The sequence below is a fragment of the Mesorhizobium sp. WSM4836 genome, assembly GCF_055811815.1.
On sequence record NZ_JBVVQF010000003.1, the window covers coordinates 24,678 to 49,298 of the forward strand.

Consider the following 24,621-nt stretch of genomic DNA (forward strand, 5'->3'; position numbering starts at 1 on the left):
TCATGGCGGCAGACATGATGTAATCTATCAGAACGCTTTCAGGCCTCGCTTGCCTGAGCGCCCGTTTAAAAGCGCTCGAAATGCCGAAAATCCATTCCTCATGGCGAAATCTCGCTTGACGCCCACGCGAAATGGAATAAATATTTCACCAACTGAGCATTTTGGTTCTTTCGTTCCGGAAGATCTGTTTCAGGCAAATGCCTCCGGAACTAAAATGGCAATCGGGAGAGAATTCCCTGCGAGATCGGGGATTCCGGGTAGATCGGTGCAGCCGGACACCAATGTGGAGGAGAAATAAAATGAAAAAACTGCTTTTGGGCGTCGCGTTTGCGGCGCTGATGAGTTCGTCCGCCTTTGCTGCGAAGATCGGCGTGTCGATGGCGTTGTTCGACGACAATTTTCTCACCGTGCTGCGCAACGGCATGATCGAGCAGGCCAAGGGCATGGACGGCGTCGAGCTGCAGGTGGAGGATGCGCAGAACGACGTCGCCAAGCAACTCGACCAGATCAAGAACTTCGCCGCCTCGGGCGTCGACGCCATCATCGTCAACCCGGTCGACACCTCGGCCACCCAGGCGATGTCGGACGCAGCCGCCGCTGCCAAAATTCCACTGGTCTATGTCAATCGCGAGCCGGTCAACGTCGACACGCTGCCGGAAAACCAGGCTTTCGTCGCCTCGAACGAAGCCGATTCCGGCACGCTAGAGACCAAGGAGGTCTGCCGCCTGTTCAAGGAAGCCGGCAAGAAAGAGGCCAACGTCTATGTGATCATGGGCGAGCTGTCGAACCAGGCCGCGGTGCAGCGCACCAAGGACATTGACGACGTGATCGCCACGCCGGAGTGCAGCTTCATCAAGATCATCGACAAGCAGACGTCGAACTGGAAGCGCGAAGAAGCGCAGAACCTGATGACCAACTGGCTGTCGACCGGCAAGCCGTTCGACGGCGTCATCGCCAATAATGACGAAAGCGCCATCGGCGCCATCCAGGCGATGAAGGCCGCCAACATCGACATGAAGTCGGTTGTCGTCGGCGGCGTCGACGCTACCCAGGATGCGCTTGCGGCGATGCAGGCGGGCGACCTCGATGCGACGGTGTTCCAGGACGCAGCCGGCCAGGGCGCCGGCGCGCTTGACGCCGCGCTCAAGCTGGCGAAGGGCGAGAAGGTCGAGCACAAGGTCTACATACCGTTCCAGCTGGTCACGCCGGCAAATATCGACAAGTTTCTGAAGAAGAACTGAGGCGGACCTGTCCGATACGGAGCGGCGCGCCAAAGTAAGACAGCGCCGCTCCGCTTTTTCCCTCTCGGCCTGAACAGCGCCGAGCGGGGACCGTGGCTGACGGAGGAAGCACGATTGGCACAGACATCTCACGGCGTCGGCGGGCTCAGCTATGATGCGAAGCGGCGCGCATGGCCGGCCGAATTCAACGTCTTCCTGGCGCTCGTCATCCTGGTCGGCGCTTTCGAGCTGATCGGCCGGGTTTTCCTGGGCGACAGCTTCCTGTTCAATACCCGCGACAATATCGATGCGACCTTCAACGAAGCGCGCCTGCAGATCATCATCCTGCAGGTGTCGATCGTCGGCATCATTGCCATCGGCGTGACGCAGGTGATCATTACCGGCGGCATCGACCTGTCCTCGGGTTCGATCGTCGGCGCCACGGCAATGATCGCCATGAGCTTTGCCCAGGTGGCGACCGTCAACGGCAACCCGAACCCCAAGGCAATGTTCATCGCCCAGGGCTGGACCGACCTGCCGGTGATCGTGCCGGTGCTGGTCGCGATCGGCTGCGGTCTGCTGGCCGGCCTGGTCAACGGTGCGTTGATCGCCTACACCCGCATCCCACCGTTCATCGCCACGCTTGGTATGATGGTCACCGCGCGCGGCATCGCCAAATGGTGGTCGAAGGGGCAGCCGATCTCGTTTCCGACCGAGAGTTTCGCCGCCATCGGCAAGGGGCTGATGCCGGTCATCATTTTCATATCGCTGGCAGTGCTGTTCCAGCTGATCCTGAGCTACACCAAATATGGCAAGCATTGTTATGCAATCGGCTCGAACGAGGATGCCGCGCGCATGTCCGGCATCAACATCGCCAACCACAAGATCCTCGTCTACGTCATTGCCGGCGTGCTTGCCGCGCTCGCCGCCGTGGTGCTGAGCTCGAAAAATCTCACCGCCCAGGCCGGCATGGGTGTGATGTACGAGCTCGACGCGATCGCCATGGCGGTTATCGGCGGCGTCTCGCTGTCGGGCGGCCGCGGTTCGATTATCGGGACGGTGATCGGCTCGCTGATCTTCGGCGTCATCATCTCCGGATTCACCTTTCTGCGCCTCGACGCCTATTATCAGGAGATGGTCAAGGGCGTGATCATCGTCGGCGCAGTCGTTCTCGACCAGTGGCGCCAACGCCTGCGGGCAATGAGGGCTTGATCATGTCGGACATCGTGCTGAAAACCGAGAACCTGACCAAGTATTATGGCGGCGTCCATGCGCTGGAGGGTGCCAACTTCGAACTGCGCAAGGGCGAGCATGTCGCCATCATGGGCGACAACGGCGCCGGCAAATCGACCTTCGTGCGCCAGATTACCGGCGTCGAGCAGCGCACCAGCGGCAGGATGTGGTTCGACGGCAAGGAAGTGAATTTCGCCGGGCCGATCGAAGCCCGCGAGGCGGGCATCGAGACGGTGTTCCAGAACCTGGCGTTGGCCGACGACCTCGATGTGCCGTCGAACCTGTTCCTCGGCCGCGAGCGGGTGCTGTTCAATCTAGGACCCTTCTCGATCCTCGATCGCAAGTTCATGCGCAAGGCGACCGAGGCCGCCCTGGTCCGCACCGCCGTCAAGATTCCCAATCTTTCCAACACCATCCGCCATATGTCGGGCGGCCAGCGGCAGTGCGTGGCGATCGCCAGAACCGCGACCTTTGCCTCCAAGCTCATCATCATGGACGAGCCGACGGCGGCACTCGGCGTGCAGGAGACGATGCAGGTCGAAAACATCATCCGCACGCTGAAGGAGAATGGCGAGCCGCTGATCCTGATCTCTCACAATATGCGCCAGGTGTTCGATCTGGTCGACCGCATCGTGGTTTTCCGGCGGGGCCGCATCGTCGCCAATTTGCGCAAGCAGGACACCGACGGCAACGATATCGTCTCCTATATCACCGGCGCCAAGACCGGGCAGGCAGAACTTGCGGCGTAACGGCCAACGTCGTGCTACGGGCGCTGACACGGCTTCTCCTTCCAACCATTCTCAAAGGAAATTCTTCATGCCTCTTCGCTTTGCTCTTCTCGGTGCCGGCCGTATCGGCAAGGTCCATGCTCGCGCCGTCGGTTCCAATCCTGAGGCTAAGCTGGTTGCAGTTGCCGACGCCTTCGAGAAGGCGGCGACCGATCTGGCCGGCGCCTATGGCGCCGAAGTGCGCAGCATCGATGCCATCGAGAAGGCCGGCGACATCGATGCGGTCATCATCTGCACGCCGACCGACACTCATGCCGATCTGATCGAACGCTTCGCCAAAGCGGGTAAAGCGATCTTCTGCGAAAAGCCGATCGACCTCGACGCCGCCAGGGTGGAACAATGCCTGGCCGTCGTCGATAAGGCCGGCGCCACCCTGATGGTCGGCTTCAACCGCCGCTTCGATCCGCATTTTGCCGCCGTGCGCAAGGCGATCGACGACGGTGCGATCGGCACCGTCGAAATGGTGACCATCACCTCGCGCGATCCCGGCCCGCCGCCGCTCGACTATATCGGCCGCTCGGGCGGCATCTTCCGCGACATGACCATTCATGATTTCGACATGGCGCGCTTCCTGCTCGGCGAGGAGCCGGTGGCGGTCAGCGCGCATGCTTCGGTGCTGGTCGACAAGAAGATCGGCGAGGCCGGCGATTTCGACAGCGTCAGCGTCATCCTCGAAACTGCCTCCGGCAAGCAATGCGTCATCTCCAACTCGCGCCGCGCCACCTATGGCTACGACCAGCGCATCGAGGTGCATGGCTCAAAGGGCATGATTGCGGCCGAGAACCAGCGGCCGGTGTCGATCGAACTGGCCAATGAGAAAGGCTATACGCGGCCGCCGCTGCACGATTTCTTCATGACCCGTTATCTCGACGCCTATGCCAACGAGATCGCTGCCTTCATCGCGGCGGCGACGTCAGGCAAGAAGGCGGCGCCGAGCGGCAAGGACGGGCTGGTGGCGCTCAGGCTGGCAGATGCGGCGCTGAAATCTGCCAAGGAAGGCCGAACAGTGCGCGTCGACTAGTTCACGGGCGAGTGTTTTGAGGAGGTCAGGTTGTCGGTCGCAGGGTTTGGTGACTAGCCGGAACATCCATCACGTCGTCATCCTATGGCGAAGCAAGGAGCGAAGCGACGCGGCGCAGACCATAGGATCCATGCCGTTACATCCGAGCGATGCTAACGGTGCAGAATTCTGCTCCGCTGCTTTCTTCGGCCGGGGTCACGGCATGGATCCTAGGGTCTTCGCGACGGAGCTTCGCTCCTGCTTCGCCCTAGGATGACGATGCTGAGGAGCTTCGACCAGGTTCTCAACGTTGCCAGAAGGCACTGAAGAAACCGATCGTGACGTCAATGAATCTTTGGAAGTCATTAGTAATTCAAAATACAGGAGCAAGGCGATGAACGGTTCAGCCGGTCGCAATTCCGAAACACGCGCCATCGTCACCGGCGGCGCGCAAGGCATTGGCTTTGCCGTCGCCGAAGCGCTGGCCGATGAGGGCTGCCGGGCGCTGGCGCTGATCGGCCGCTCGCAGGAGAAGGGCGACAAGGCTGTCGCCGCTCTCAAGCGCGCAGGCGTCGATGCCATCTTCATCAGCGCCGACGTTTCAAAGGTGGCCGACTGCAAGCGCGCCATCCAAACCGCGATTGGCCATTTCGGCACCGTCAACGCGCTGGTCAACGCCGCCGCCACTTCGGCCCGCGGCTCGCTGGTCGAGACCTCCGAGGATCTGTTCGACCAGATATTCCAGACCAATGTGCGCGGCCCGTTTTTTCTGATGCAGGGGATGGTGGCGCATCTGCTGGCGCGCCAGGCACCTGGGTCAATCGTCAACGTGCTGTCGATGTCGGCGCATTGCGGCCAGTCGTTCCTGGCGCCCTATTCGTCGAGCAAGGGCGCGCTGGCGACGCTGACCAAGAATGTCGCCAGTGCCTATCGCGGCAATCGCATCCGCTGCAATGCGGTGCTGCCCGGCTGGATGGACACCGAGGGCGAGGCGATCGTGCAGAAGAAATGGCATGACGCGCCGGATGACTGGTTGGAAAAGGCCGAAGCCGCGCAGCCGATGGGCCAATTGGTGAAGCCGGCGCAGCTTGCCCGGCTGATCAGCTACATGATCAGTCCGCAGTCCGGCGTCATGACCGGGTCGCTGGTCGACTACGACCAGAGCATCGCCGGGGCGTCGCCGGAATAACGCCGGCAAGTCTAGCGGAACGCCGCCCATCCATTTCGTCATCCACGGGCGGAGCAAGGAGCGCAGCCACGCGGCGCAGACCCGAGGATCCATGCCGTGACATTAGGCGTCGCTACAATCCAGAATTCAGTTCCGCAGCACTCCTTGGCCAAGGCAACGGCATGGATCCCAGGGTCTCAGCGACGGAGCTTCGCTCCTGCTTCGCCCAAGGATGACGAAGTCAGGGGGGCTTCGGGCTATCCCGGATTGGTGGCAACAGGCCTCCAACCCGTCAGTCCTCTGTGAGCACTACACCTAGCACTATCAGGCACGTGACAAGCGCCTCCGCATCGACTATATCAGCCCTCATGATCAACCCGACCGCCACGTATTGGTACTTTATGAGCTCGCTGGCGGCGGGAGGATTGCGCTCGATCTGAAGATTGCAGCAACAACATCCGAACAGCCGCCAGACCTGGCGGCTTTTTTGTTTCAGCCGGCAGGTCTCCCCAATCAGGAGCAGGAAGCCGTGTTAACCACCACAGACGATCTTCGGGTCAAAGAAATCAGGGAACTGAGTACGCCGGACGAGGTGATGCGGGAGATACCGCGCACGCTGACGGCGACACGGACCGTTGCCGCGTCACGCAACGCCATCCACGCCATGCTGAGCGGAACCGATGACCGGTTGCTTGTCGTCGTCGGCCCGTGTTCGATCCACGATCCGGTCGCGGCCGTTGACTATGCCAGCCGTCTGGCGGCGCTGCGTGAAAGCCTGTCGGATCGGCTGGAGATCGTCATGCGCGTTTATTTCGAGAAGCCGCGCACGACGGTCGGCTGGAAGGGCCTGATCAACGATCCCGACCTCGACGGCAGCTTCAATATCGACAAGGGGCTGCGGATGGCCCGCAACGTGCTCTCGGCGGTCAACAATCTCGGCCTTCCGGCGGCGACGGAATTCCTCGACATGGCCACCCCGCAATACATTGCCGATCTCGTCGCCTGGGGCGCGATCGGCGCGCGCACGACCGAGAGCCAGATCCATCGCGAACTGGCGTCAGGCCTGTCCTGCCCGGTCGGCTTCAAGAACGGCACCGACGGCAATCTCAGGATCGCCGCCGAAGCGGTGAAATCCGCCGCCCAGCCGCATCATTTCATGGCGGTGACAAAAGGCGGGCGCAGCGCCATCGCGACGACCACCGGCAACGAGGACTGCCACGTCATCCTGCGCGGCGGTATTGTCCCTAATTATGATGCGGCCAGCATTGCCGCTGCCTGCGCGGAGCTCGGCCGGATCGGCGTGGCGCCGCGGCTGATGATCGATGTCAGCCACGCCAACAGCAGCAAGAAGCCGGAAAACCAGCCAGGGGTCGCCGCCGACGTGGCTGGCCAGGTCGCGGCAGGCGACGAGCGCATCATCGGCCTCATGATCGAGAGCAACCTGGTCGCCGGCCGGCAGGACGTCGCGCCCGGCAAGCCGCTCGTCTATGGCCAGAGCATCACCGATGGCTGTATCGACTGGGCAACCACCGAGACGGTGCTGCTCGGTCTTGCCGATGCCGTCGAGCGGCGCCGGTCAGCACGACGGAGCATGATAGACAGCCGACAGGGAGCTGCCTGAGAAAGCTCGCGCCTCCCTTCTCCCCTTGTGGGAGAAGGTGGCCGAACGAAGCTCGGTCGGATGAGGGGTGTTGGACGGATCGCTGCTTTCAAATCGTATTTGCCTGAATTGACTAGACATTTTTGACGTGGCGTTTCTTCCAGCACCCCTCATCCGTCTCGGCGCTGCGCGCCGATCCACCTTCTCCCACAAGGGGAGAAGGGGAGACCAGCGCCGGCGCTACCGCACCTCCATCCAGCGCTGTTCAGCGAACGAGCGCGCCATCGCGTGCACGGTGCGCTCGATCTCCAGGCCTTCGTCGAAGTCGATGATCCGCGCCGGCTTGCCGGCAAGCCGCGTCAACAGCTCCCGGCATTCGATAATCTTGAGATCATTGAAGCCGAGGCCATGGCCGGGCGCCGGCAGGAAGGCGTCATAAGGCCTATGATGCGGCGCCACCAGGATGGTGCGGTAGCCTTGCTCGGACGGCCGGTCGGCTGTCAGATAGAGTTGGAACTCATTCATCCGCTCCTGGTCGTACAGGATCGAGCCGTCGGAGCCGAAGATCTGGATGGCGATCCGGCCCTTGCGGCCCCAGGCCGAACGGTTGACCAGCAGCGTGCCGGCGATGCCGTTTTCGAGATGCATCAGGATGCTGGCGATGTCGTAGGTTTCCACCGCGCGGCGCCCGCCGGAGGCGACGCGGCGGTCGGCATAGGGTCTGGCCATGTCGCACATGACGCGGGCAACGCGGCCGAACAGTACGGTAATGAGCGACAGCGGATGCACGGCGAAATCGTCGAGCGCGCCGTAACCGGACGCCGCCTCGTGCTTCCAGAAGAACAGCGCCTCCGGATCGGCCATGAAGTCCTCGTCCATCTCGATACGCAGATGGTTGACCTTGCCGATGATCTTCTCGTCGAGCAGCGCGCCGATATGACGGATCGCGGGATTTTGGATGTAGTTATAGCCCAGCGCGGCAACCTTGCCGGACTTTTGGGCGGCCGCAGCCATCGCTTGCGCCTCCGCAAAACTTGGCGCCATCGGTTTTTCACACCACAGATGCTTGCCGGCTTCGAGGATGGCGATGGCCATTTCCGGGTGGAACTGGTTTGGCGTGGTCAGCGAGACGACATCGACATCCGGATCGTCAACGACGGCACGCCAGTCACCGGACGCCTTGGCGAAGCCGAATTCGCTGGCACGGCGTTTGGCAAGGTCCTCGTTGACCTCGCCCAGATGGACCAGCCTTGGCTTGGCCACATCGGGAAAGACGGTGCCGACCGAGTTCCAGGCAATGGCGTGGCACTTGCCCATGAAGCCCGTGCCGATAAGACCTACCCCGACCATCTGCATTGCCTCCCTGTGTGCAAACTTATGTGGATGAATTAGTCCATTTTGTTTGCAAATGGAACGCTTGTCTCATTTTTTATGGTGTTCTTGCACGCGCCCGCTATGATGGGGCACAGAGGGAACCAGACGATGAGCCTGGGCGGAGCGACGATGGACGAACGGGTGCCTCGCGATTTCGAAACGCTGCGGGCGACGATCCTGGAGCGGCGTCAGAGCCTGCCGAAACGTATCGCCCAGATCGCCGCCTATGCGCTCGACAACCCCGATGATATCGCCTTCGGCACCGCTGCCAGCATCGCCGCTTCCGCCGGTGTCCAGCCTTCGACCCTGATCCGCTTTGCCCAGCAGCTTGGCTTTGACGGTTTCACCAGCCTGCAGCTGGTGTTTCGCGAGCGCCTGCGCGAGCGCAACTCATCCTATGATGAAAGGCTGGCGGCATTGCGCGCCAAGGCCGAGGAAGGCGCCGGCCACCGCGCGATTTTCGACGGTTTTGTCGCCGCGGCCAGCACCTCGCTCAACGACATTTCGCGCACGCTGAACGAAGATCATTTCGAAGATGCGATCGCCGTGCTGGCCAAGGCGGAAACCATTTACGTGCTGGCCAAGCGGCGCTCCTACCCGGTCGCCTCCTATATCGCCTATGCATTGGGCAAGCTCAGGATTCGCAACCAGCTGATCGAATCTGCCGCCGGCCTGAGCGCGGAGATGATCGGCTTTGCCTCTCCAAGGGACGCCGTCATCGCCATCAGCTTTTCGCCCTATGCCCCGGCCACCATCGAGGAGGCGCGCGTCATTTCGGAGCAAGGCGTACCGATCGTGGCGATTACCGACAGCTCTTTTTCGCCGCTCGCCCAATTCGCCAGGGTCTGGTTCGAGGTCGCCGAGGCCGATTTCGCCGGCTTCCGCTCGCTGTCGGCGACGATGGCTTTGGCCATGGCGCTGACCGTCGCCGTTGGCGAGAAGCGGCGCGACAGCGGCCGCAAGCGCAAGGCCTAGACCCCCTCTATTGCCGTTTCGCCTTCTGTCAAAAGCCGCGCTGCGTCGCGGGCGGGCGGCGATCCGAACTGGCGGGCATACTCCCGGCTGAACTGGGAAGCACTCTCATAGCCGACAGCGAAGGCGACACGCGCCACGTTGCCCGGCTGGGCAATCAGCAGATGGCGGGCTTCCAGCAAGCGGATTTGCTTTTGATACTGGATTGGGCTCATGGCCGTCGCCGCCTTGAAGTGACGATAAAACGCAGCGCTGCTCATATGGGCGATTTCGGCCAGATCGCCGACCCGGACCGGCTGACGGGAATGCGAACGGATCCAGGCGATCGCCTGGCCAATCCGGGACAGATGGCCATCGGCGCGCGCAAGCTCACGAAGCTTTCCGCCTTGCGGGCCTTGCAGGAGCCGAAACAGCATCTCCCGCTCGAGCATGGTTGCGAGCACGGCAATCTCAGCTGGCCGGTCAAGCAGCCGCATCATCCGACGGAGCGCGTCGAGCAGGTCGTCATCAACGGGAGAGGTGGAGAAACTGTCGCCGCCGAGGACCGGCCCGTGCTCGACGAGGAGCGCGGCGACGGCTTGCAGGTCAAGGGTCAAGCCAATGGCCAGATAAGGACGCGCCGCGCTCGCTTCGACTATCTGGCTGATGGTGGGCGTCTCGACAGTGTAGATGAAATAGCTGGCCGGCTTGTAACGAAGAGCCCGGTCGCCGATCAGGACCGTTTTCGCGCCCTGCAATACGAATAAGATCCCCGACCCCCACACCCCTGGCAATGGCGGCGTGGCAACTTCGCTGCGGCCGATCGAAACGCGGGGAACCGCCGTTCTTGTTCGTCGCCCGCGCGCATGGCGGCTGGCGATCTCGATCAACTCCTGCAGCGCTTCGCTCATTGCGCCAGCATCGCGCATTCGCACCGGCCGCGCAACAGCGTGAGAGGATTAGGCAAGAGCCGGAGAATTTCTGGCACGCGGCGCCCGCTGCGCCGCGCCATTTGTGGGGTCTTCCACAAGAAAAATGGAGACCGATATGAGAACATCGAAAACGGCGCTGGTGACCGGCGCCAACAAGGGTATAGGCCGCGAAATCGCCCGGCGACTGGCGACCATGGGCTTCAAGGTCTGGCTCGGCGCCAGGAGCGCCGAACGCGGCATGACGGCGGCGCAGGCATTGCGCGCCGAAGGCCTCGACGTAGAGTGGCTTGAGCTGGACGTAACGCGGGATGACAGCGTGAAGGCGGCAGCCGACGCGTTCGGGCAGGCCAGCCCCTGCCTCGACGTGCTGGTGAACAACGCCGGCGTCGCCATCAATTACGACCTGCCGCCGAGCCAGCAGGGGATCGCCGACATCCAGGCCACTTACGACGTCAATGTCTTCGGCCCGATCCGCGTGACCCAGGCATTCCTGCCGCTGCTGCTGGCAGCACCTGCTGCCCGGATCGTAATGGTGAGCAGCTCCACCGGATCCATCAGCCGGGCGCTCGATCCCGCCACCGCGAACCACGCCGTCAACATGATGGGCTACGGCAGCTCCAAGACAGCCTTGAACGCCATCACCGTGGCCTTCGCCAGGGAGCTCGCGCCCCAAGACATCAAGGTCAACGCCGCGGCGCCCGGCTACACCGCCACCGATCTCAACGGGTATAAAGGTCACCGCACGGTGCAGCAGGCGGCCGAGATCGTCATTCACCTGGCGACCCTGGACGCCGATGGCCCGACCGCCGGGTACTTCAACGATGATGGCCCGCTTCCTTGGTAAATCAGCTGGTTTCAGTGGTAGACCCTTGACGTTCGTCTGACTTCAAAGTTTCTGAACGCGCGAGCCTTGCACAGCACTTTTCAGCCTTGGGAACGCTCGTTCCATATTGACTATGGATTGGAATTATTATTTCATATTGCCGGCGCCACGCTGCCGCTCGCGCGTGTTACCCAAGACAACAAAGCCGATGGGAGGTTCGAATGGGCGAAGCCGTGGAAGCGAGACATGCGCCGCTCGACGTCATCACGATCGGCCGCGCTTCCGTCGATCTCTATGGCCAGCAGATCGGCTCGCGCCTCGAGGACATTACTTCCTTTGCCAAATCGGTCGGCGGCTGTCCGGCCAACATCGCGGTCGGCACTGCCAGGCTCGGCCTGCGCTCGGCGCTGCTCACCCGCGTCGGCAATGAGCAGATGGGCCGCTTCATCCGCGAGCAACTGACCCGCGAGGGCGTTTCGGTCCAAGGCCTCAAGACCGATCCGGAGCGGCTGACCGCCCTGGTGTTGCTGTCGGTCGAGGATGAAGGCGTCTCGCCGATGATCTTCTATCGCAGCGACTGCGCCGACATGGCGCTTTCGGAGGACGACATCGACGAAGCGTTCATTGCTTCGGCACGCGCGGTCGTCGTCACCGGCACGCATTTTTCGCGACCCAACAGCGACGCCGCCCAGCGCAAGGCGATCAGTGTCATGAAAGCCAGGGGCGGCAAGGTGGTGTTCGACATCGACTACCGCCCTAACCTGTGGGGTCTCGCCGGCCACGCCGAAGGCTTCGAGCGCTATGTGAAATCCGACCGCGTCTCGGCCCAGTTGAAGACGGTGCTGCCCGACTGTGACCTCATCGTCGGCACCGAAGAGGAGATCATGATCGCCTCCGGCGCAGACGATTGCCTGAGCGCGCTGAAAACCATCCGCTCGCTGTCGGCGGCAACCATCGTGCTGAAGCGCGGCGCCATGGGTTGCATCGTCTATGACGGGCCGATCAGCGACGACCTCGAGGACGGTGTCGTCGGCAAGGGGTTTCCGATCGAGGTCTACAATGTGCTCGGTGCCGGCGACGCCTTCATGTCGGGCTTCCTGCGCGGCTGGCTCGGCGAGGAAAGCCTGGCGACGGCGGCGACCTGGGCCAATGCTTGCGGCGCCTTTGCCGTGTCGCGGCTGCTCTGCGCACCGGAATACCCGACTTTCGAGGAATTGCAGTTCTTCCTGAAAAACGGCAGCAAGCATCTGGCGCTGCGCAAGGACGAGGCGATCAACCACATCCATTGGGCGACCACACGTCGGCGCGACATCCCCTCGCTGATGGCGTTCGCCTGCGACCACCGCGTCCAGCTGGAGGATGTCGCGGCAAAAGCCGGCGCCGATCCGTCGCGAATCCCGGCTTTCAAGGTGCTGACGGTCAAGGCTGCGGCCAAGGCCGCGGCCCGCCGCGGCGGCTACGGAATGCTGCTCGACGAAAAATACGGACGCGAGGCGATGTTCGAATTCGCCCACCATTCCTTCGCCTGGCTCGGCCGGCCGGTCGAGCTGCCGGGTTCGCGGCCGCTTCGCTTCGAGTTCTCGCAGGACATAGGTTCGCAACTGACCGAATGGCCGGTCGACCACTGCATCAAGTGCCTGTGCTTCTATCATCCCGACGATCCGGCGGCGCTGAAGAGCGAACAGCAGCAGAAGCTGCGCGCTTTGTTCGAGGCCGCGCGGAAAGTGGGCAGAGAACTTCTGGTCGAGATCATCGCCGGCAAGCACGGCAAGCTCGACGACATGACGATACCGCGCGCGCTCGAGGAACTCTACGCACTCGGCATCAAGCCCGACTGGTGGAAGCTCGAACCACAGGCATCGGCTGGCGCCTGGGCAAAGATCGAGGCGGTGATCCTGAAGCACGATCCGTGGTGCCGCGGCGTTGTGCTGCTCGGTTTGGAAGCGCCGCAGGACGAGCTGGAAGCGGCTTTTGCTGCAACCGCCAAGGCGCCCATCGTCAAGGGTTTCGCCGTCGGCCGCACCATCTTCATCAACGCGGCCGAACAATGGCTTGCCGGCAAGATGTCGGACGATGAGGCGGTTGCCGACATGGCGTCGCGTTTCGAGAGACTGACCGAGGCATGGCTTGCCGCGCGCGGCCGCAAAGCAGCATAAGAAGGCGCGGCAACAAGGACTGCGGAGGAACCGACATGACCAAGACAATCCGCCTGACGATGGCGCAGGCGCTGACCCGCTTTCTTGCCCGACAGATGACCGAGATCGGCGGCAAGAAAGTTCCGATCTTCGGTGGCGTCTGGGCGATCTTCGGCCACGGCAACGTGGCCGGCGTCGGCGAGGCGCTTTACCAAGTGCGCGACGAGCTGCCGACCTTCCGCGCCCATAATGAGCAGGCAATGGCGCATGCGGCGATCGCCTACGCCAAGGCCAATTTCCGCCGCCGCTTCATGGCTGCGACCAGTTCGATCGGCCCCGGCGCGCTCAACATGGTGACCGCTGCGGCACTTGCGCATGTAAACAGGTTGCCTGTCCTGTTTCTGCCCGGCGACGTCTTCGCCAATCGCATTCCGGATCCCGTCCTGCAGCAGGCCGAGGATTTTTCCGACGGCACGGCGACGGTCAATGACTGTCTCCGGCCGGTGTCGCGCTATTTCGACCGCGTCACGCGGCCTGAGCAGATCGTGCCGGCGCTCAACCGCGCCATGCAGGTGCTGACCGATCCCGCCGAATGCGGCCCGGTGACGCTGGCGCTGTGCCAGGATGTGCAGGCCGAGGCCTTTGACTACCCCGAGCGTTTCTTTGCCGAGCGGCTCTGGAGGCCGCGTCGGCAGCGCCCGGACCGCAATGAACTGGCTGCCGCGATCGTGGCGCTCAAAGCGGCGCAAAAGCCGCTGGTGATTGCCGGCGGCGGCGTACTCTATTCACAGGCGACCGAGGAACTGGCCAAACTAGTGCAAGGCGCCGGCATTCCGGTTTGTGAGACACAAGGCGGCAAATCCTCGCTGCCGGACGATCACCCACTGAACATGGGCGCGGTCGGCGTCACCGGCACTTCGGCGGCCAACAGGCTGGCCGAAGAGGCCGACGTCGTGCTTGCCGTCGGTACCAGGCTGCAGGATTTCACCACTGGCTCCTGGGCGTTGTTCAAGAATTCCGGCAAGACCATGATCGGGCTCAACGTCCAGCCTTTCGACGCCGGAAAGCACCAGGCGCTGCCGCTGGTCGCCGATGCGGCGGAAGGGCTCGCAGAACTCGGCGAGGCGCTGAAGGGCTGGAAGGTGCCTGCCGCCTGGACCGACAATGCGATCAAGGACAAAAAGGATTGGCAGGCGGAGGCGGGCAAGGTGACTGCGTCGACCAATGCCGCCTATCCGTCCGACGCGCAGGTGATCGGTGCCGTACAGCGCGCCATGGGCTCCGGCGTGATATTGCTCCATGCCGCCGGCGGCCTGCCAGGCGAATTGCACAAGCTCTGGCAGGCGGGCGCGCCCGGCTCCTACCACGCCGAATACGGCTTCTCGACCATGGGCTACGAAATCGCCGGCGGGCTCGGCGTCAAGATGGCCAAGCCGGACGAGGAAGTCGTGGTGATGATCGGCGACGGCTCCTATCTGATGCTCAATTCCGAGATCGCGACGTCGGTGATGCTCGGCCTCAAGCTGACCATCGTGCTGCTCGACAATCGCGGCTATGGCTGCATCAACCGGCTGCAGATGGCGACCGGCGGCGCCAACTTCAACAATCTGCTGAAGGACGCTCGTCACGAGACCTTGCCCGAGATCGACTTCGCCGCGCATGCTGCGAGCATGGGTGCGATTGCCGAAAAAGTGGCGTCGATCGCCGGGCTGGAAACGGCGCTGGCGCAAGCGAAGAAGAATACGCGAACGACCGTGCTGGTCATCGACACCGACCCGCTGGTTTCGACCGAGGCCGGTGGAAGCTGGTGGGATGTCGCAGTGCCGGAAGTCTCGGCACGGCCGCAAGTGAACGCGGCGCGCAGGAAATATGAGGAAGCGCTGAGCGGGCGGGTTCTTTGAGCTATCCGCCAACGCCGCCCCGAATGTCAGAAATCGGAGTGACGACTTGAAAGCCAAACTGGGCATGTCCCCCATTGCATGGTGGAACGACGATCTTGCCGAACTCAGCGATGATGTGTCGCTAGAGGAGTGCCTGCGCCAGTCGCGCTCGGCTGGCTTTACCGGCATGGAAATGGGCCGCCGCTTTCCCAACGATCCGGAGATCATGCTGCCGATCCTGAAAGAGGCCGACGTGACGCTTTGCGGCGGCTGGTTCTCCGGGACGCTGGTCGATGAAGACATGGCGATGAACAAAGATCGCATCCAGCCGATGATCGACCTGTTCAAGGCGGTGAATGCGCCCTGTATCGTCTATGGTGAAGTCGGCCGCTCCATCCAGGGCGACCGCTCCAAGCCGCTCGCCAGCAAGCCGAGGCTTTCGGACGATGAGATGAAAGCCTACGCGAAGCGGCTCACGCAGTTCGGAGAATGGTGTGCCGAGCAAGGCATGCCGCTCTCCTATCACCATCACATGGCGGCAGTAGTGGAGACGGAGCCAGAGCTCGACGCCTTCATGCGCTATTCGGGAGAAGGCATTCCTTTGCTGCTCGACGCGGGTCACCTGGCCTTTGCCGGCGGCGATGTACTGCGCGCTATTGATAACCACCACCGGCGCATCAACCACGTGCATGTGAAAGACGTGCGCATGGAGGTGATCGATAAGCTGGATCGTAGCAGGCAATCCTTCCTCGATGCGGTGGCGCTTGGTGCCTTCACCGTGCCGGGAGATGGCTCGCTGGACTTTGGTGCCATCGTCCAGAGGCTCGCCGACCATGGCTATGAAGGCTGGTTCGTGGTCGAGGCCGAGCAGGATCCGAAGAAGAACCCGCCGCTCAAGATGGCGCAGGTCGGCTACAAGGAATTGATGCGGGTGATGACGGCGGCCGGCTACACGGTCGAGACACAGGGCTTTCCCAATGCTTGAGGGTTCGCGAGGAAAGGTGCTGATCCGGTGCCGGGGGTGATCCGATGAAAGACTCCGAGCACCCGTTTTTCAGGCCGCTGTGGCGCCGCCTTGCCGTTGTCGCGGTCTGCCTGGTCTGGTCGGCGATCGAATTCGCTACGGGCACACCGTTCTGGGGCGTGATCGCGCTCGGCTTCGCCGGCTATGCCGTCTGGCACTTTTTCTACCTCTACAAGCCGGCCGACGAGGACAAGCCATCGGTAGACGCCAAACCAAAGGAATGACCATGTCGAAGCTGCTCGTCAAAGCCAATAAGGGCCACGGCCGCATCGCTCATGTGACGCCGCAAAACGCCGGCTGGACCTATGTCGGCTTCGATCTGCATCGGCTGAGGCCCGGCGAGAGCGCTTCCGGGCAAACCGCGGATCGCGAGCTCTGCCTGGTGTTCGTCACCGGCAAGGGTAAGGCCAAGGCCGGCGGCAAGGAACTCGGCCTGCTCGGTGAACGCATGTCGCCCTTCGAAGGCAAGCCGTGGTCGGTCTATGTGCCGCAGGGGTTGGAGTGGTCGGTGCGCGCCGATACCGATCTCGAACTTGCCGTCTGCTCGGCGCCAGGACTGGGCGGCGGTCTGCCGGTCCGTGTCATCGGACCTGACGATCTCGGCCAGGAGGTTCGCGGCAAAGGAACCAACACGCGCTACGTCACCAACATCCTGCCGGAGGGCAAGCCGGCCGATTCCCTGCTAGTGGTCGAGGTCATCACGCCCGGCGGCCACACATCGAGCTATCCGCCGCACAAGCACGACCAGGACAATCTGCCGGCCGAATCCTATCTCGAGGAAACCTATTACCACCGCCTCAACCCGCCGCAGGGCTTTGCTTTCCAGCGCGTCTACACCGATGTCGACGAGAACGGCGCTCGTTCGCTCGACGAGGCGATGGCGATCGAGGACGGCGACGTCGTGCTGGTCCCCAGGGGTTATCACCCCTGCGCCGCCTGCCACGGCTATGATCTTTATTATCTCAACGTCATGGCCGGACCGAAGCGGACGTGGAAATTCTACAACGCGCCCGAGCACGAATGGCTGATGAAGGCCTGACCACTTCCCCTTCGCCCCAACCGCTGGTCCAAGCGAAAAATCGTCGGCTAACGACCGGCTGTGTAGTTTTGTTACCGAAAACGCCGCAAAGTTTCGTCAATTCGTCATGGAAATCACCTATGGCAGCGGGCTGACGAGGACTTTCGATGCGCTACGCTATCTATTTCACTCCCCGACACGACGAACCGCTGGCACGGATCGCCGCCAACTGGCTCGGCCGCGACCCGTTCGGTGCCGCCACAAAGCCGGTCGAGGCGGTGGCCGAGTTGTCGGCGGCGGAAGTTGCCTTCCATACCGCCTCGGCGCGCCGCTATGGCTTTCATGCGACGCTGAAGGCGCCTTTCCGCTTGGCTTCCAACGAGACGGAAGCCTCGCTTCGCGCCGCACTCGACGATTTTGCCGAGGCGACCCCGGTGGTTACGATCCCGCGGCTGATCGTCAGCCGGATCGACGGCTTTTTCGCGCTGGTGCCGGAAGCGCCGCTGCCGGCGCTCAACCGCTTCGCCGACGACGTGGTGCGCGACTTCGACCGCTTTCGCGCGCCGTTGACTGAAGCCGAGATCGAACGGCGCAGCCCCGATTCGCTGAAGCCCGACGAGTTCCGCAATCTCTGCCAGTGGGGCTACCCCTATGTCTTCGAGACCTTTCGTTTCCACATGACGTTGTCTGGCCGGGTCTCGTCACAGGAAAGCCCTCGTCTTCGCCTAGCAATCGACAGCCTGTTTGCGGACGTGCTGCAACGGCCGGTGCCGGTGGACGCGCTGACGCTGTTTGTGGAAACTGAGCCGGGCGCGCCGTTCATGGTGCTGTCGCATCACGCGCTCGGGCGCCGCCCGGCCAGACGAAGTGCCTGAGATGATCATTCGCTTTAACCGCCTTGTGCGACGCCAATTCATTTTCAATTGGCTGCAAAATGCTCCGAGGACTGCCTGAAATGACCGCCGAGACCGTTCTTGACAATGCCCGCATCGTGCTCGCCGACCGGATCGTCGAAGGCTCGATCGTGCTGCGCGACGGCATGATCGCCGACATTGCTCCCGGCGCTGGCCGCAGCGGCGAGGACATGGGCGGCGATTTCATCATCCCTGGCCTGGTCGAACTCCACACCGACCATCTCGAAGGCCATTACGCGCCGCGGCCGAAAGTGCGCTGGAACCCGATCGCCGCTGTGCTCGCCCATGACGCGCAGGTGGCCACCGCCGGCATCACCACCGTGCTCGATGCCTTGCGTGTCGGCATGGACGAGGATGCCGACCTGACGGCCGCCGACATACGCAAGCTGGCCGACGCGATTGAAGACAGCGTGCAGCAGGACCGGCTCCGGGCCGACCATTTCCTCCATCTGCGCTGCGAGGTCTCGGCGCCGGACTGCCTCACGGCCTTCGCCAATTTCGACGGCGACGAGCGGGTCAGGCTGGCATCGCTGATGGACCATGCGCCGGGACAGCGCCAGTTCGTCAATTTGGAAACCTACGCCTATTACTACCAGCGCAAGCTGAAGCTGACCGACCGCGATTTCCAGAAGTTCTGCGAAAAGCGAATGGCGGAATCGGCGAGGAACTCGAGCCCGAACCGCAGCTTCATCGCCGCTGCCTGCAAGGAGCGCGGCATCGTGCTGGCCAGCCATGACGACGCAACCGTCGGCCATGTCGACGAAGCGATCGGGCAAGGTGTGCGCGTCGCCGAGTTCCCGACCACCGAGGAGGCGGCACGGGCTTCAAAAGAGGCAGGGCTCGGCGTATTGATGGGCGCGCCGAACGTGATGCGCGGCGCCTCGCATTCGGGCAATGTGTCGGCTCGCACGCTGGCCGGCGACGGCCTGCTCGATATCCTGTCATCGGACTACATTCCGTTCAGCCTGATCCAGTCGGCCTTCTTCCTCGGCGACGTGGTCGAGGGCATTTCCTTGCCACAGGCGGTGGCGATGGTCTCGAAGAACCCGGCCGAGGCGGTCGGTCTCACCGATCGCGGCGTCATCGAGCCCGGCCGGCGCGCCGATCTGGTTCGCGTGCGCGTCGATGACCATGTTCCGGTCGTCCGCACGGTCTGGCGGCAGGGACGACGGGTCGCATGATGGCGTCGGCATCGGTCGAGCGTGAATTGTCCGCCGCGGGATTTCCGATCCGCGACGGTGTCTTCGTCGCCGTCGTCGGGCCGAGCGGTGCCGGCAAGGACACGGTGATCGGCTACGCGCGCGCCGTGTTTGCCGACGAGAGCCGGCTGGAGTTCGTGCGCCGGGTCATCACCCGGCCGAGCGATGCGGCCACCGAGGATCACGACACGCTCGCCGACGCGGCCTTCCTCGAAGCCGAAGCGGATGGCGCCTTCGCCATTTCCTGGGAGGCACATGGCCTGCGCTATGGCATCCCGGCCGAAGTCGATTGGTCGGTCTCCAACGGCCGTGTCGCGGTCGCTAACGTCTCGCGCGCGATCATCCCGGCGTTGCGGGAGCGCTACGCCAATCTGGCTATCGTCGAGATCACGGCTACACCGGAGATTCTGGCCGAGCGGCTGGCCTTGCGCGGGCGCGAGTCGCGCGGCGAAGTGCTGGCACGGCTGGCGCGCAATGCCAATGTGGCGCTATCCGGACCGGGTGTCACCTCGATCGACAATAGCGGCCCTCGCGACGCCGCCGGCGACCGCTTCGCCGAGGTGCTGCGCAAGGCCATGGCCTTCTCCGACACGTCGGGCCGTATCTAAAGTAGCGCCCATCCGATGCACTCGGGATGGGCTTTATTTTTCCAACCGATATTGGAATCCGGTATCCAGGTCTATTATGGCTCAGGCGGCGTGCCGGTCCCGACCTGCGTGGCGAGCGTCAGTCGTTGCCGAAGGCCGCGCCTGCGCATCGGCTGGTGTATCCAGAACTGCAACGTGATGCCGATACACCATCTCCCAACCCTTCCAGCCGGTAAACAGCAGTATGCAGACCACTATGAACGACAACAGCGCGCCCCATGGTCGGACTGCCGCTTCGGCGCCTTGGGCATAGCGAAGATAGAAATTGATCAGCGCCACAACGACCGCGTTCAGATTGCCCAGCATGTGATACCAGGCGTCGGACAAGGCGCGAATGCGCGGCTCGTTGAGGAAGTCGATAAACCCGGCTGTCGCACCGAGAAGCGCCATTACGATGGCTGCCCCGATCAGCCACATCGATGCCCGTGCCCAGAAGACATCGGCAGTTCCCCAGAAAACCAGGTCGGTGACAAAGGCACCGACAAGAAACGCGACAGGAAAAGGTATAAGCATCGGGTGGAGAGGGTGAGTTCCTACCTTTGCGGTACTTACTGGATTCGTGGGCATGGGACGCCTCCGCGTAGCAAAGCTTAAATAAACGCTCAGATACGGGTTTCGTTCCAAATAGAGACCGACCTGAACTGCTGTCGCGAAGCTCAGGCTGACTCTTTCACGCCACCCGCCATGGCAGTTGGCGTATTTCATCCAGCTATTTTTGCGTTATTCCGGCAGCACCCGCCACGCCCTTACGGGTAGCTTCCAGCATCCGCCGCCGCGCCCTGAACACGCCCCATTGCTGGTCGACCAGCACGCCGATGAGGATCACCCCGCCCATCACGGCGAAGTTGAGCGAGGACGGGATGCCGAGCAGGTTGACGAGGTTCTGCAGCTCCTGCAGCAGCACCGTGCCGAGGAGGACGCCGATCAGCGAGCCTTCGCCGCCGCGCAGCGAGAAGCCGCCGAGCACCGCGGCCGCGATGGCATAGAGCTCGTAGAACTGGCCGTGGCTCGCCGGCGAGATCGAGCGTGTGTACATGGCGAAATAGATAGCCGACAGCGCCGTCAGCACGCCGCAGATGACATAGGCGGCCATGACGATGCGGCCGGTGCGGATGCCGGAATATTTTGCCGCTTCCTCGTTCTTGCCGATGGCGTAGAGATAGCGGCCGAACACTGAGCGGTGCAGTACCACCCACATCACGACGGCGATGACGATCAGCGCGAAAAAGCTGTTCGGCACGCCCCACGACCGGCCGGCGGTCAGGAATTCCAGCTCCGGAAAGTTCTGGCCGAAGGCGAAACCGGCGGTGCCGTCGGCGGTGTAGAAGCGCGCCACGCCGCGATAGATCAGCAGGCCGCATAGCGTGACGACGAAAGGCTGCAGTTTGAGCCTTGTGATCAACCAGCCATGCACCAGCCCAATGACGGCGCCAAGCGCGATGATCAATACGAAGGCAAGCGGCCAGTCCAGCTCGCGCACGGCGATGAAGTCAATGAAAAGCGTCCCCAGCAGCGCAACCACCGAGCCGACCGACAATTCGATGCCGCCGGTGATGATGACGAAGGCCTGGCCGATCGACAGGATGCCGAACAGCCCGATTAGGTTCGAGGTGTTGGCGAGATTGATCGGCAGCAGAAAGCGCGGGTTGATGATCGCCACCACCGCGCCGACCACCAGGATCAGGATCAGCAGGCCGAGATCTTTCTTGCTCATCGTCTTCTCCCAGTGCCTGCGAATTACTTCGGCTGCTTGCCGACGGCCAGCAGCAGCACGTTTTCCTGGCTGAACCGGTCCTTGTCGAGAATGCCGGAGATCTGGCCCTCATGCATGACGGCGATCCGGTCGGAAACGCCGATCACCTCCTCCATGTCGCTGGAGATCATCAGCACGGCGACGCCGGCATCGGCCAGCGCCCGCATCAGCCCGTAGATCTCGGCCTTGGCGCCGATGTCGATACCGCGCGTCGGTTCGTCGAGGATCATCACCTTCGGCTTCATCGCCAGCCACTTGGCCAGCACGACCTTTTGCTGGTTGCCGCCCGACAGCGTGCCGGTACGCGTCTGCACGGAGGGCGCCCTGATGCCGAGATCCGTCTTCTGCTTCTCGGCGGTGCCGGCCTCGGCGCTGGCCGAGACCAGGGAGCGCCGCGAATGCGCCGGCAGATTGGGCAGCGAGATGTTCTGCGCGATCGACAGGTCGAGCAGGATGCCGGTTAGCTTGCGATCCTCGGGGACGAGGAAAATACCGTTGGCCACTGCGTCGGCAGCCGAACCAAGAACCAGATCTTTTGCGTCAAGCTTCAACGAACCGCCAAAGCTCTTGTCGATGCCGAACAGCACGCGCGCCAGTTCCGTCCGGCCGGAGCCGACGAGGCCGGCGAGACCGAGGATCTCGCCATGCCTGACGTCGAGGTCGACCGGCCGGTCGGGATAGGCGGCGGTGCGAATGGCCTTGACCGACAGCGCGACCGAGCCCGGCGGGCGCGCCGATTCCGCGGCCTTCTCGCGCTCCTTCAGCATGCGGCCGATCATCAGCTTGACCATCTGGTCGTGATTGATGGCGCTCTTCGGCAAGGTGCCGGCGAGCATGCCGTCCCTGAGCACGACGACGCGGTCGGCGACGCGCTCGACCTCGTGAAGGCGGTGCGAGATGAAAATGACGCTGATGCCGTCTGCCTTCAGCGCCTTGATGACGCCGAGCAGCTTGTCGGTTTCTGCGATCGGCAGGCTGGACGTCGGTTCGTCAAGGATAACCAGCCTCGCCTCGATCGACAGCGCCTTGGCGATCTCGACCATTTGCTGCTGCGCCAGCGACAGCGCCGACACCGGCGTATCGGCCGAGAAATTGGCGCCCACGCGTTTGAGCAGCGGCGCCGCCAACGCGCGCAGCATGGCGCGGTCGACGAGTTTGAGCGGGCCGGCGCGCAGCGGTTCGCGGCCGAAGAAGATGTTGGCGGCCACGTCGAGGTTTTCGAAGAGGTTCAATTCCTGGTGGACGAAGGCGATACCAGAACCGATGCTGGCCTCGACGGTCAGGCTGTCATGGGCGACGCCGTCGACGGTGATGGTGCCGGTGTCCGGCCTGGTGACGCCGCCGAGGATCTTCATCAACGTCGATTTGCCGGCGCCGTTTTCGCCGACCAGGCCGATGACCTCGCCGGGCCTGACCTCGATCGAGAACCCGTCCAGCGCGACGACGCCGGGATAGGTCTTGCGCACACCGTCGAGGCTCAGGAACGGAGCGTCCGTGGATGCAACGATGGATGGGTCGGAATAATTCATCACGCCTGACAGCAGCCGGTGAGCCGTTTGGTCTCAGACTGACGGGCCTCGCGAAGCCCGTCAATAGAACGCCGGCTCAAGGCGAACCTTGAGCCGGCGCAACCTAATTCGCTCACTTTCCAGACATCGCCTTGAGGCTGGCGGCGTAGGCGTCGACATCGTCCTTGCCGATGATCTTGGTCGGGATGATGATCAGACCATCGGCGGGAATGCCCGACTTGTCGCCCTCGAGATAGGCAGCCATCAGCTTCATGCCCTGATAGGCCCATTCGAAGGGTTGCTGCACGACGGTGGCGGCCACGGTGCCTTCCTTGACGCCGCCCAGCGTGATCGGATCGTCGTCGAAGCCGACGACGGTGATCTGGCCGAGCTTGCCGGCGTCGCGCAGCGCTTCATAGATGCGCGGCGTGTTGTAGGAATAGAAGCCGACCATGCAGGTGACGTCGGGGCTGGCGACCAGCGCGTCCTCGACGTTCTTCTTGGCGCGAGCCTGATCGATGTCGTCGCCACGCACGTCGACCAATTCGATCTTGGTGCCTGCGAGGCCGTCCTTCATGCCCTGAATACGTTCCTTGGCATTGTCGGCGCCGAGCAGGCCAACGAAGCCGAGACACTTGCCGCCGTCAGGCATTGCCTTCTTGGCGATCTCTGCCGCCTGCTTGCCGGCATCGACATTGGACGAGCCGATATAGGCGACACGCTTGGTCTGCGGTGCGTCGCTGTCGGTGGTGAACAACGCCGTTTCCGAGGCGATCTTGTTCAGCCCGTCGGTCGACGTCTTGGGATCGACGGCCGAGACCATGATCGCCTTCACGCCGGCCGTCACCAGATCGTCCATCAGGCGCTGCTGGATGGCGACCGAGGACTGCTCCGGATATTTGAGTTCCAGATTGTAATTGGGCAGTTCGGCTTGAGCCTTCTTGACGCCGGCTTCGGCCGCCTTCCAGAAATCGGAAGCGCCGTTGACGACGAAGGCCAGTGTCGGCTTGTCGTCGGCCCGCGCGATTGCGCTGACAGACAGGCCGAGCAGCAGGGCCGCAGCCGCGACGGACGCATTTCGTATTACAGATTTCATGTTCAACCTCCCATTTGACTCAGTGATTTTCGCTGATGATGAACTTGCCGGCGCGGTTTGGACGCCCTCCTCCTCAAGGGTTCCGGCAGCGAAGAACGACGCCATTCCAGCCGCGATCATCGACTTTAGAGACTCGTTCGCCGTTCGTAAATAGTCCGATTTGTCTGACATTTCCCGGAACGGCAGGCGAGCTTCGGCTGACGGGAACCGTTCGATACCAGGCCGGCTTGCGTTCCGAACATGCGCGGTCCGATGTCGCCCGAGCATGATGGATTGACGTTATAGAGATGCCGGATATTAGTAAAGAGTATTAGTTTGATCGGAATTCTCGCCAGCAAGGAGAGGCCTTTCCAGTCCC

General features: G+C 62.8%; 22 protein-coding genes. 16 read left to right on the top strand and 6 right to left on the bottom strand.

All coding sequences use genetic code 11. The features are described 5' to 3' along the window. The first annotated feature begins 299 nt into the window (after nt 1–299). From AC0L2P_RS04300 to AC0L2P_RS04325, 6 genes are all read left to right on the top strand, one after another. Nucleotides 300–1,241, top strand: coding sequence for a sugar ABC transporter substrate-binding protein (locus AC0L2P_RS04300; RefSeq protein ID WP_352901580.1), 942 nt, complete (start codon nt 300–302; stop codon nt 1,239–1,241). Between the two features lie 114 nt (nt 1,242–1,355). Beyond that, nucleotides 1,356–2,432 carry an ABC transporter permease gene (locus AC0L2P_RS04305; protein ID WP_473500010.1) on the top strand — a complete coding sequence of 359 codons (1,077 nt, stop codon included), beginning with the start codon at nt 1,356–1,358 and terminating at the stop codon, nt 2,430–2,432. Nucleotides 2,433–2,434: 2 nt separating this feature from the next. Beyond that, nucleotides 2,435–3,202 carry an ATP-binding cassette domain-containing protein gene (locus AC0L2P_RS04310; protein WP_254815918.1) on the top strand — a complete coding sequence of 256 codons (768 nt, stop codon included), beginning with the start codon at nt 2,435–2,437 and terminating at the stop codon, nt 3,200–3,202. A gap of 67 nt (nt 3,203–3,269) precedes the next feature. After that, nucleotides 3,270–4,262: an inositol 2-dehydrogenase gene (gene iolG / locus AC0L2P_RS04315; protein ID WP_473500011.1), complete on the top strand. Its 993-nt coding sequence runs from the start codon at nt 3,270–3,272 to the stop codon at nt 4,260–4,262. 373 nt (nt 4,263–4,635) lie between these two features. Then, on the top strand, nt 4,636–5,430 hold the full coding sequence (locus AC0L2P_RS04320) for an SDR family oxidoreductase (protein WP_473500012.1): 795 nt from the start codon (nt 4,636–4,638) through the stop codon (nt 5,428–5,430). A 508-nt stretch (nt 5,431–5,938) separates the two neighbouring features. After that, nucleotides 5,939–7,030 carry a 3-deoxy-7-phosphoheptulonate synthase gene (locus tag AC0L2P_RS04325; protein WP_473500013.1) on the top strand — a complete coding sequence of 364 codons (1,092 nt, stop codon included), beginning with the start codon at nt 5,939–5,941 and terminating at the stop codon, nt 7,028–7,030. Between the two features lie 219 nt (nt 7,031–7,249). Here AC0L2P_RS04325 and AC0L2P_RS04330 read toward each other — a convergent pair whose 3' ends face one another. Next, a complete protein-coding gene (locus AC0L2P_RS04330) occupies nt 7,250–8,359 on the bottom strand; it encodes a Gfo/Idh/MocA family protein (RefSeq protein ID WP_473500014.1) in 1,110 nt (369 codons plus the stop codon). Nucleotides 8,360–8,512: 153 nt separating this feature from the next. Between AC0L2P_RS04330 and AC0L2P_RS04335 the strand changes: the two genes are divergently transcribed. Further along, nucleotides 8,513–9,358: a MurR/RpiR family transcriptional regulator gene (locus tag AC0L2P_RS04335; RefSeq protein ID WP_473500312.1), complete on the top strand. Its 846-nt coding sequence runs from the start codon at nt 8,513–8,515 to the stop codon at nt 9,356–9,358. On the opposite strand, the gene AC0L2P_RS04340 is transcribed toward AC0L2P_RS04335, so the two are convergent. Continuing rightward, on the bottom strand, nt 9,355–10,224 hold the full coding sequence (locus AC0L2P_RS04340) for an AraC family transcriptional regulator (RefSeq protein ID WP_473500015.1): 870 nt from the start codon (nt 10,222–10,224) through the stop codon (nt 9,355–9,357). The genes AC0L2P_RS04335 and AC0L2P_RS04340 overlap by 4 nt on opposite strands. Before the next feature lie 157 nt (nt 10,225–10,381). On the opposite strand from AC0L2P_RS04340, the gene AC0L2P_RS04345 reads away from it, so the two are divergent. From AC0L2P_RS04345 to phnN, 9 genes are all read left to right on the top strand, one after another. After that, on the top strand, nt 10,382–11,110 hold the full coding sequence (locus tag AC0L2P_RS04345) for an SDR family oxidoreductase (protein WP_473500016.1): 729 nt from the start codon (nt 10,382–10,384) through the stop codon (nt 11,108–11,110). A 200-nt stretch (nt 11,111–11,310) separates the two neighbouring features. Continuing rightward, nucleotides 11,311–13,245, top strand: a complete 1,935-nt coding sequence (locus AC0L2P_RS04350; protein ID WP_473500017.1) for a bifunctional 5-dehydro-2-deoxygluconokinase/5-dehydro-2-deoxyphosphogluconate aldolase — start codon at nt 11,311–11,313, stop codon at nt 13,243–13,245. Between the two features lie 35 nt (nt 13,246–13,280). Then, entirely contained in the window at nt 13,281–15,125 is a 1,845-nt protein-coding gene (gene iolD / locus AC0L2P_RS04355; RefSeq protein ID WP_473500018.1) for a 3D-(3,5/4)-trihydroxycyclohexane-1,2-dione acylhydrolase (decyclizing), read from the top strand. A 46-nt stretch (nt 15,126–15,171) separates the two neighbouring features. Continuing rightward, nucleotides 15,172–16,089 (top strand): myo-inosose-2 dehydratase, encoded by a 918-nt coding sequence (gene iolE, locus AC0L2P_RS04360; protein ID WP_473500019.1) that lies wholly within the window; start codon nt 15,172–15,174, stop codon nt 16,087–16,089. A 44-nt stretch (nt 16,090–16,133) separates the two neighbouring features. Further along, entirely contained in the window at nt 16,134–16,352 is a 219-nt protein-coding gene (locus AC0L2P_RS04365) for a DUF3329 domain-containing protein (protein ID WP_473500020.1), read from the top strand. 2 nt (nt 16,353–16,354) lie between these two features. After that, the gene (gene iolB, locus AC0L2P_RS04370; protein WP_473500021.1) at nt 16,355–17,167 is read left to right on the top strand and encodes a 5-deoxy-glucuronate isomerase; all 813 of its coding nucleotides are present in this window, start codon (nt 16,355–16,357) and stop codon (nt 17,165–17,167) included. A gap of 146 nt (nt 17,168–17,313) precedes the next feature. After that, a complete protein-coding gene (locus AC0L2P_RS04375) occupies nt 17,314–18,021 on the top strand; it encodes a DUF1045 domain-containing protein (protein WP_473500022.1) in 708 nt (235 codons plus the stop codon). An 80-nt stretch (nt 18,022–18,101) separates the two neighbouring features. Continuing rightward, entirely contained in the window at nt 18,102–19,241 is a 1,140-nt protein-coding gene (locus tag AC0L2P_RS04380) for an alpha-D-ribose 1-methylphosphonate 5-triphosphate diphosphatase (RefSeq protein ID WP_473500023.1), read from the top strand. After that, on the top strand, nt 19,238–19,867 hold the full coding sequence (gene phnN / locus AC0L2P_RS04385) for a phosphonate metabolism protein/1,5-bisphosphokinase (PRPP-forming) PhnN (protein WP_473500024.1): 630 nt from the start codon (nt 19,238–19,240) through the stop codon (nt 19,865–19,867). Before AC0L2P_RS04380 ends, phnN begins: the two co-directional genes overlap by 4 nt. Before the next feature lie 81 nt (nt 19,868–19,948). Here the strand turns inward: phnN and AC0L2P_RS04390 are convergent, their stop codons facing one another. From AC0L2P_RS04390 to AC0L2P_RS04405, 4 genes are all read right to left on the bottom strand, one after another. Then, nucleotides 19,949–20,473, bottom strand: a complete 525-nt coding sequence (locus AC0L2P_RS04390; protein ID WP_473500313.1) for a DUF2231 domain-containing protein — start codon at nt 20,471–20,473, stop codon at nt 19,949–19,951. Between the two features lie 142 nt (nt 20,474–20,615). Continuing rightward, the gene (locus tag AC0L2P_RS04395; protein WP_473500025.1) at nt 20,616–21,620 is read right to left on the bottom strand and encodes an ABC transporter permease; all 1,005 of its coding nucleotides are present in this window, start codon (nt 21,618–21,620) and stop codon (nt 20,616–20,618) included. Nucleotides 21,621–21,643: 23 nt separating this feature from the next. Further along, nucleotides 21,644–23,188, bottom strand: coding sequence for a sugar ABC transporter ATP-binding protein (locus AC0L2P_RS04400; protein ID WP_473500026.1), 1,545 nt, complete (start codon nt 23,186–23,188; stop codon nt 21,644–21,646). 112 nt (nt 23,189–23,300) lie between these two features. Then, the gene (locus AC0L2P_RS04405) at nt 23,301–24,263 is read right to left on the bottom strand and encodes a sugar-binding protein (protein WP_473500027.1); all 963 of its coding nucleotides are present in this window, start codon (nt 24,261–24,263) and stop codon (nt 23,301–23,303) included. Nucleotides 24,264–24,621: the final 358 nt, after the last annotated feature.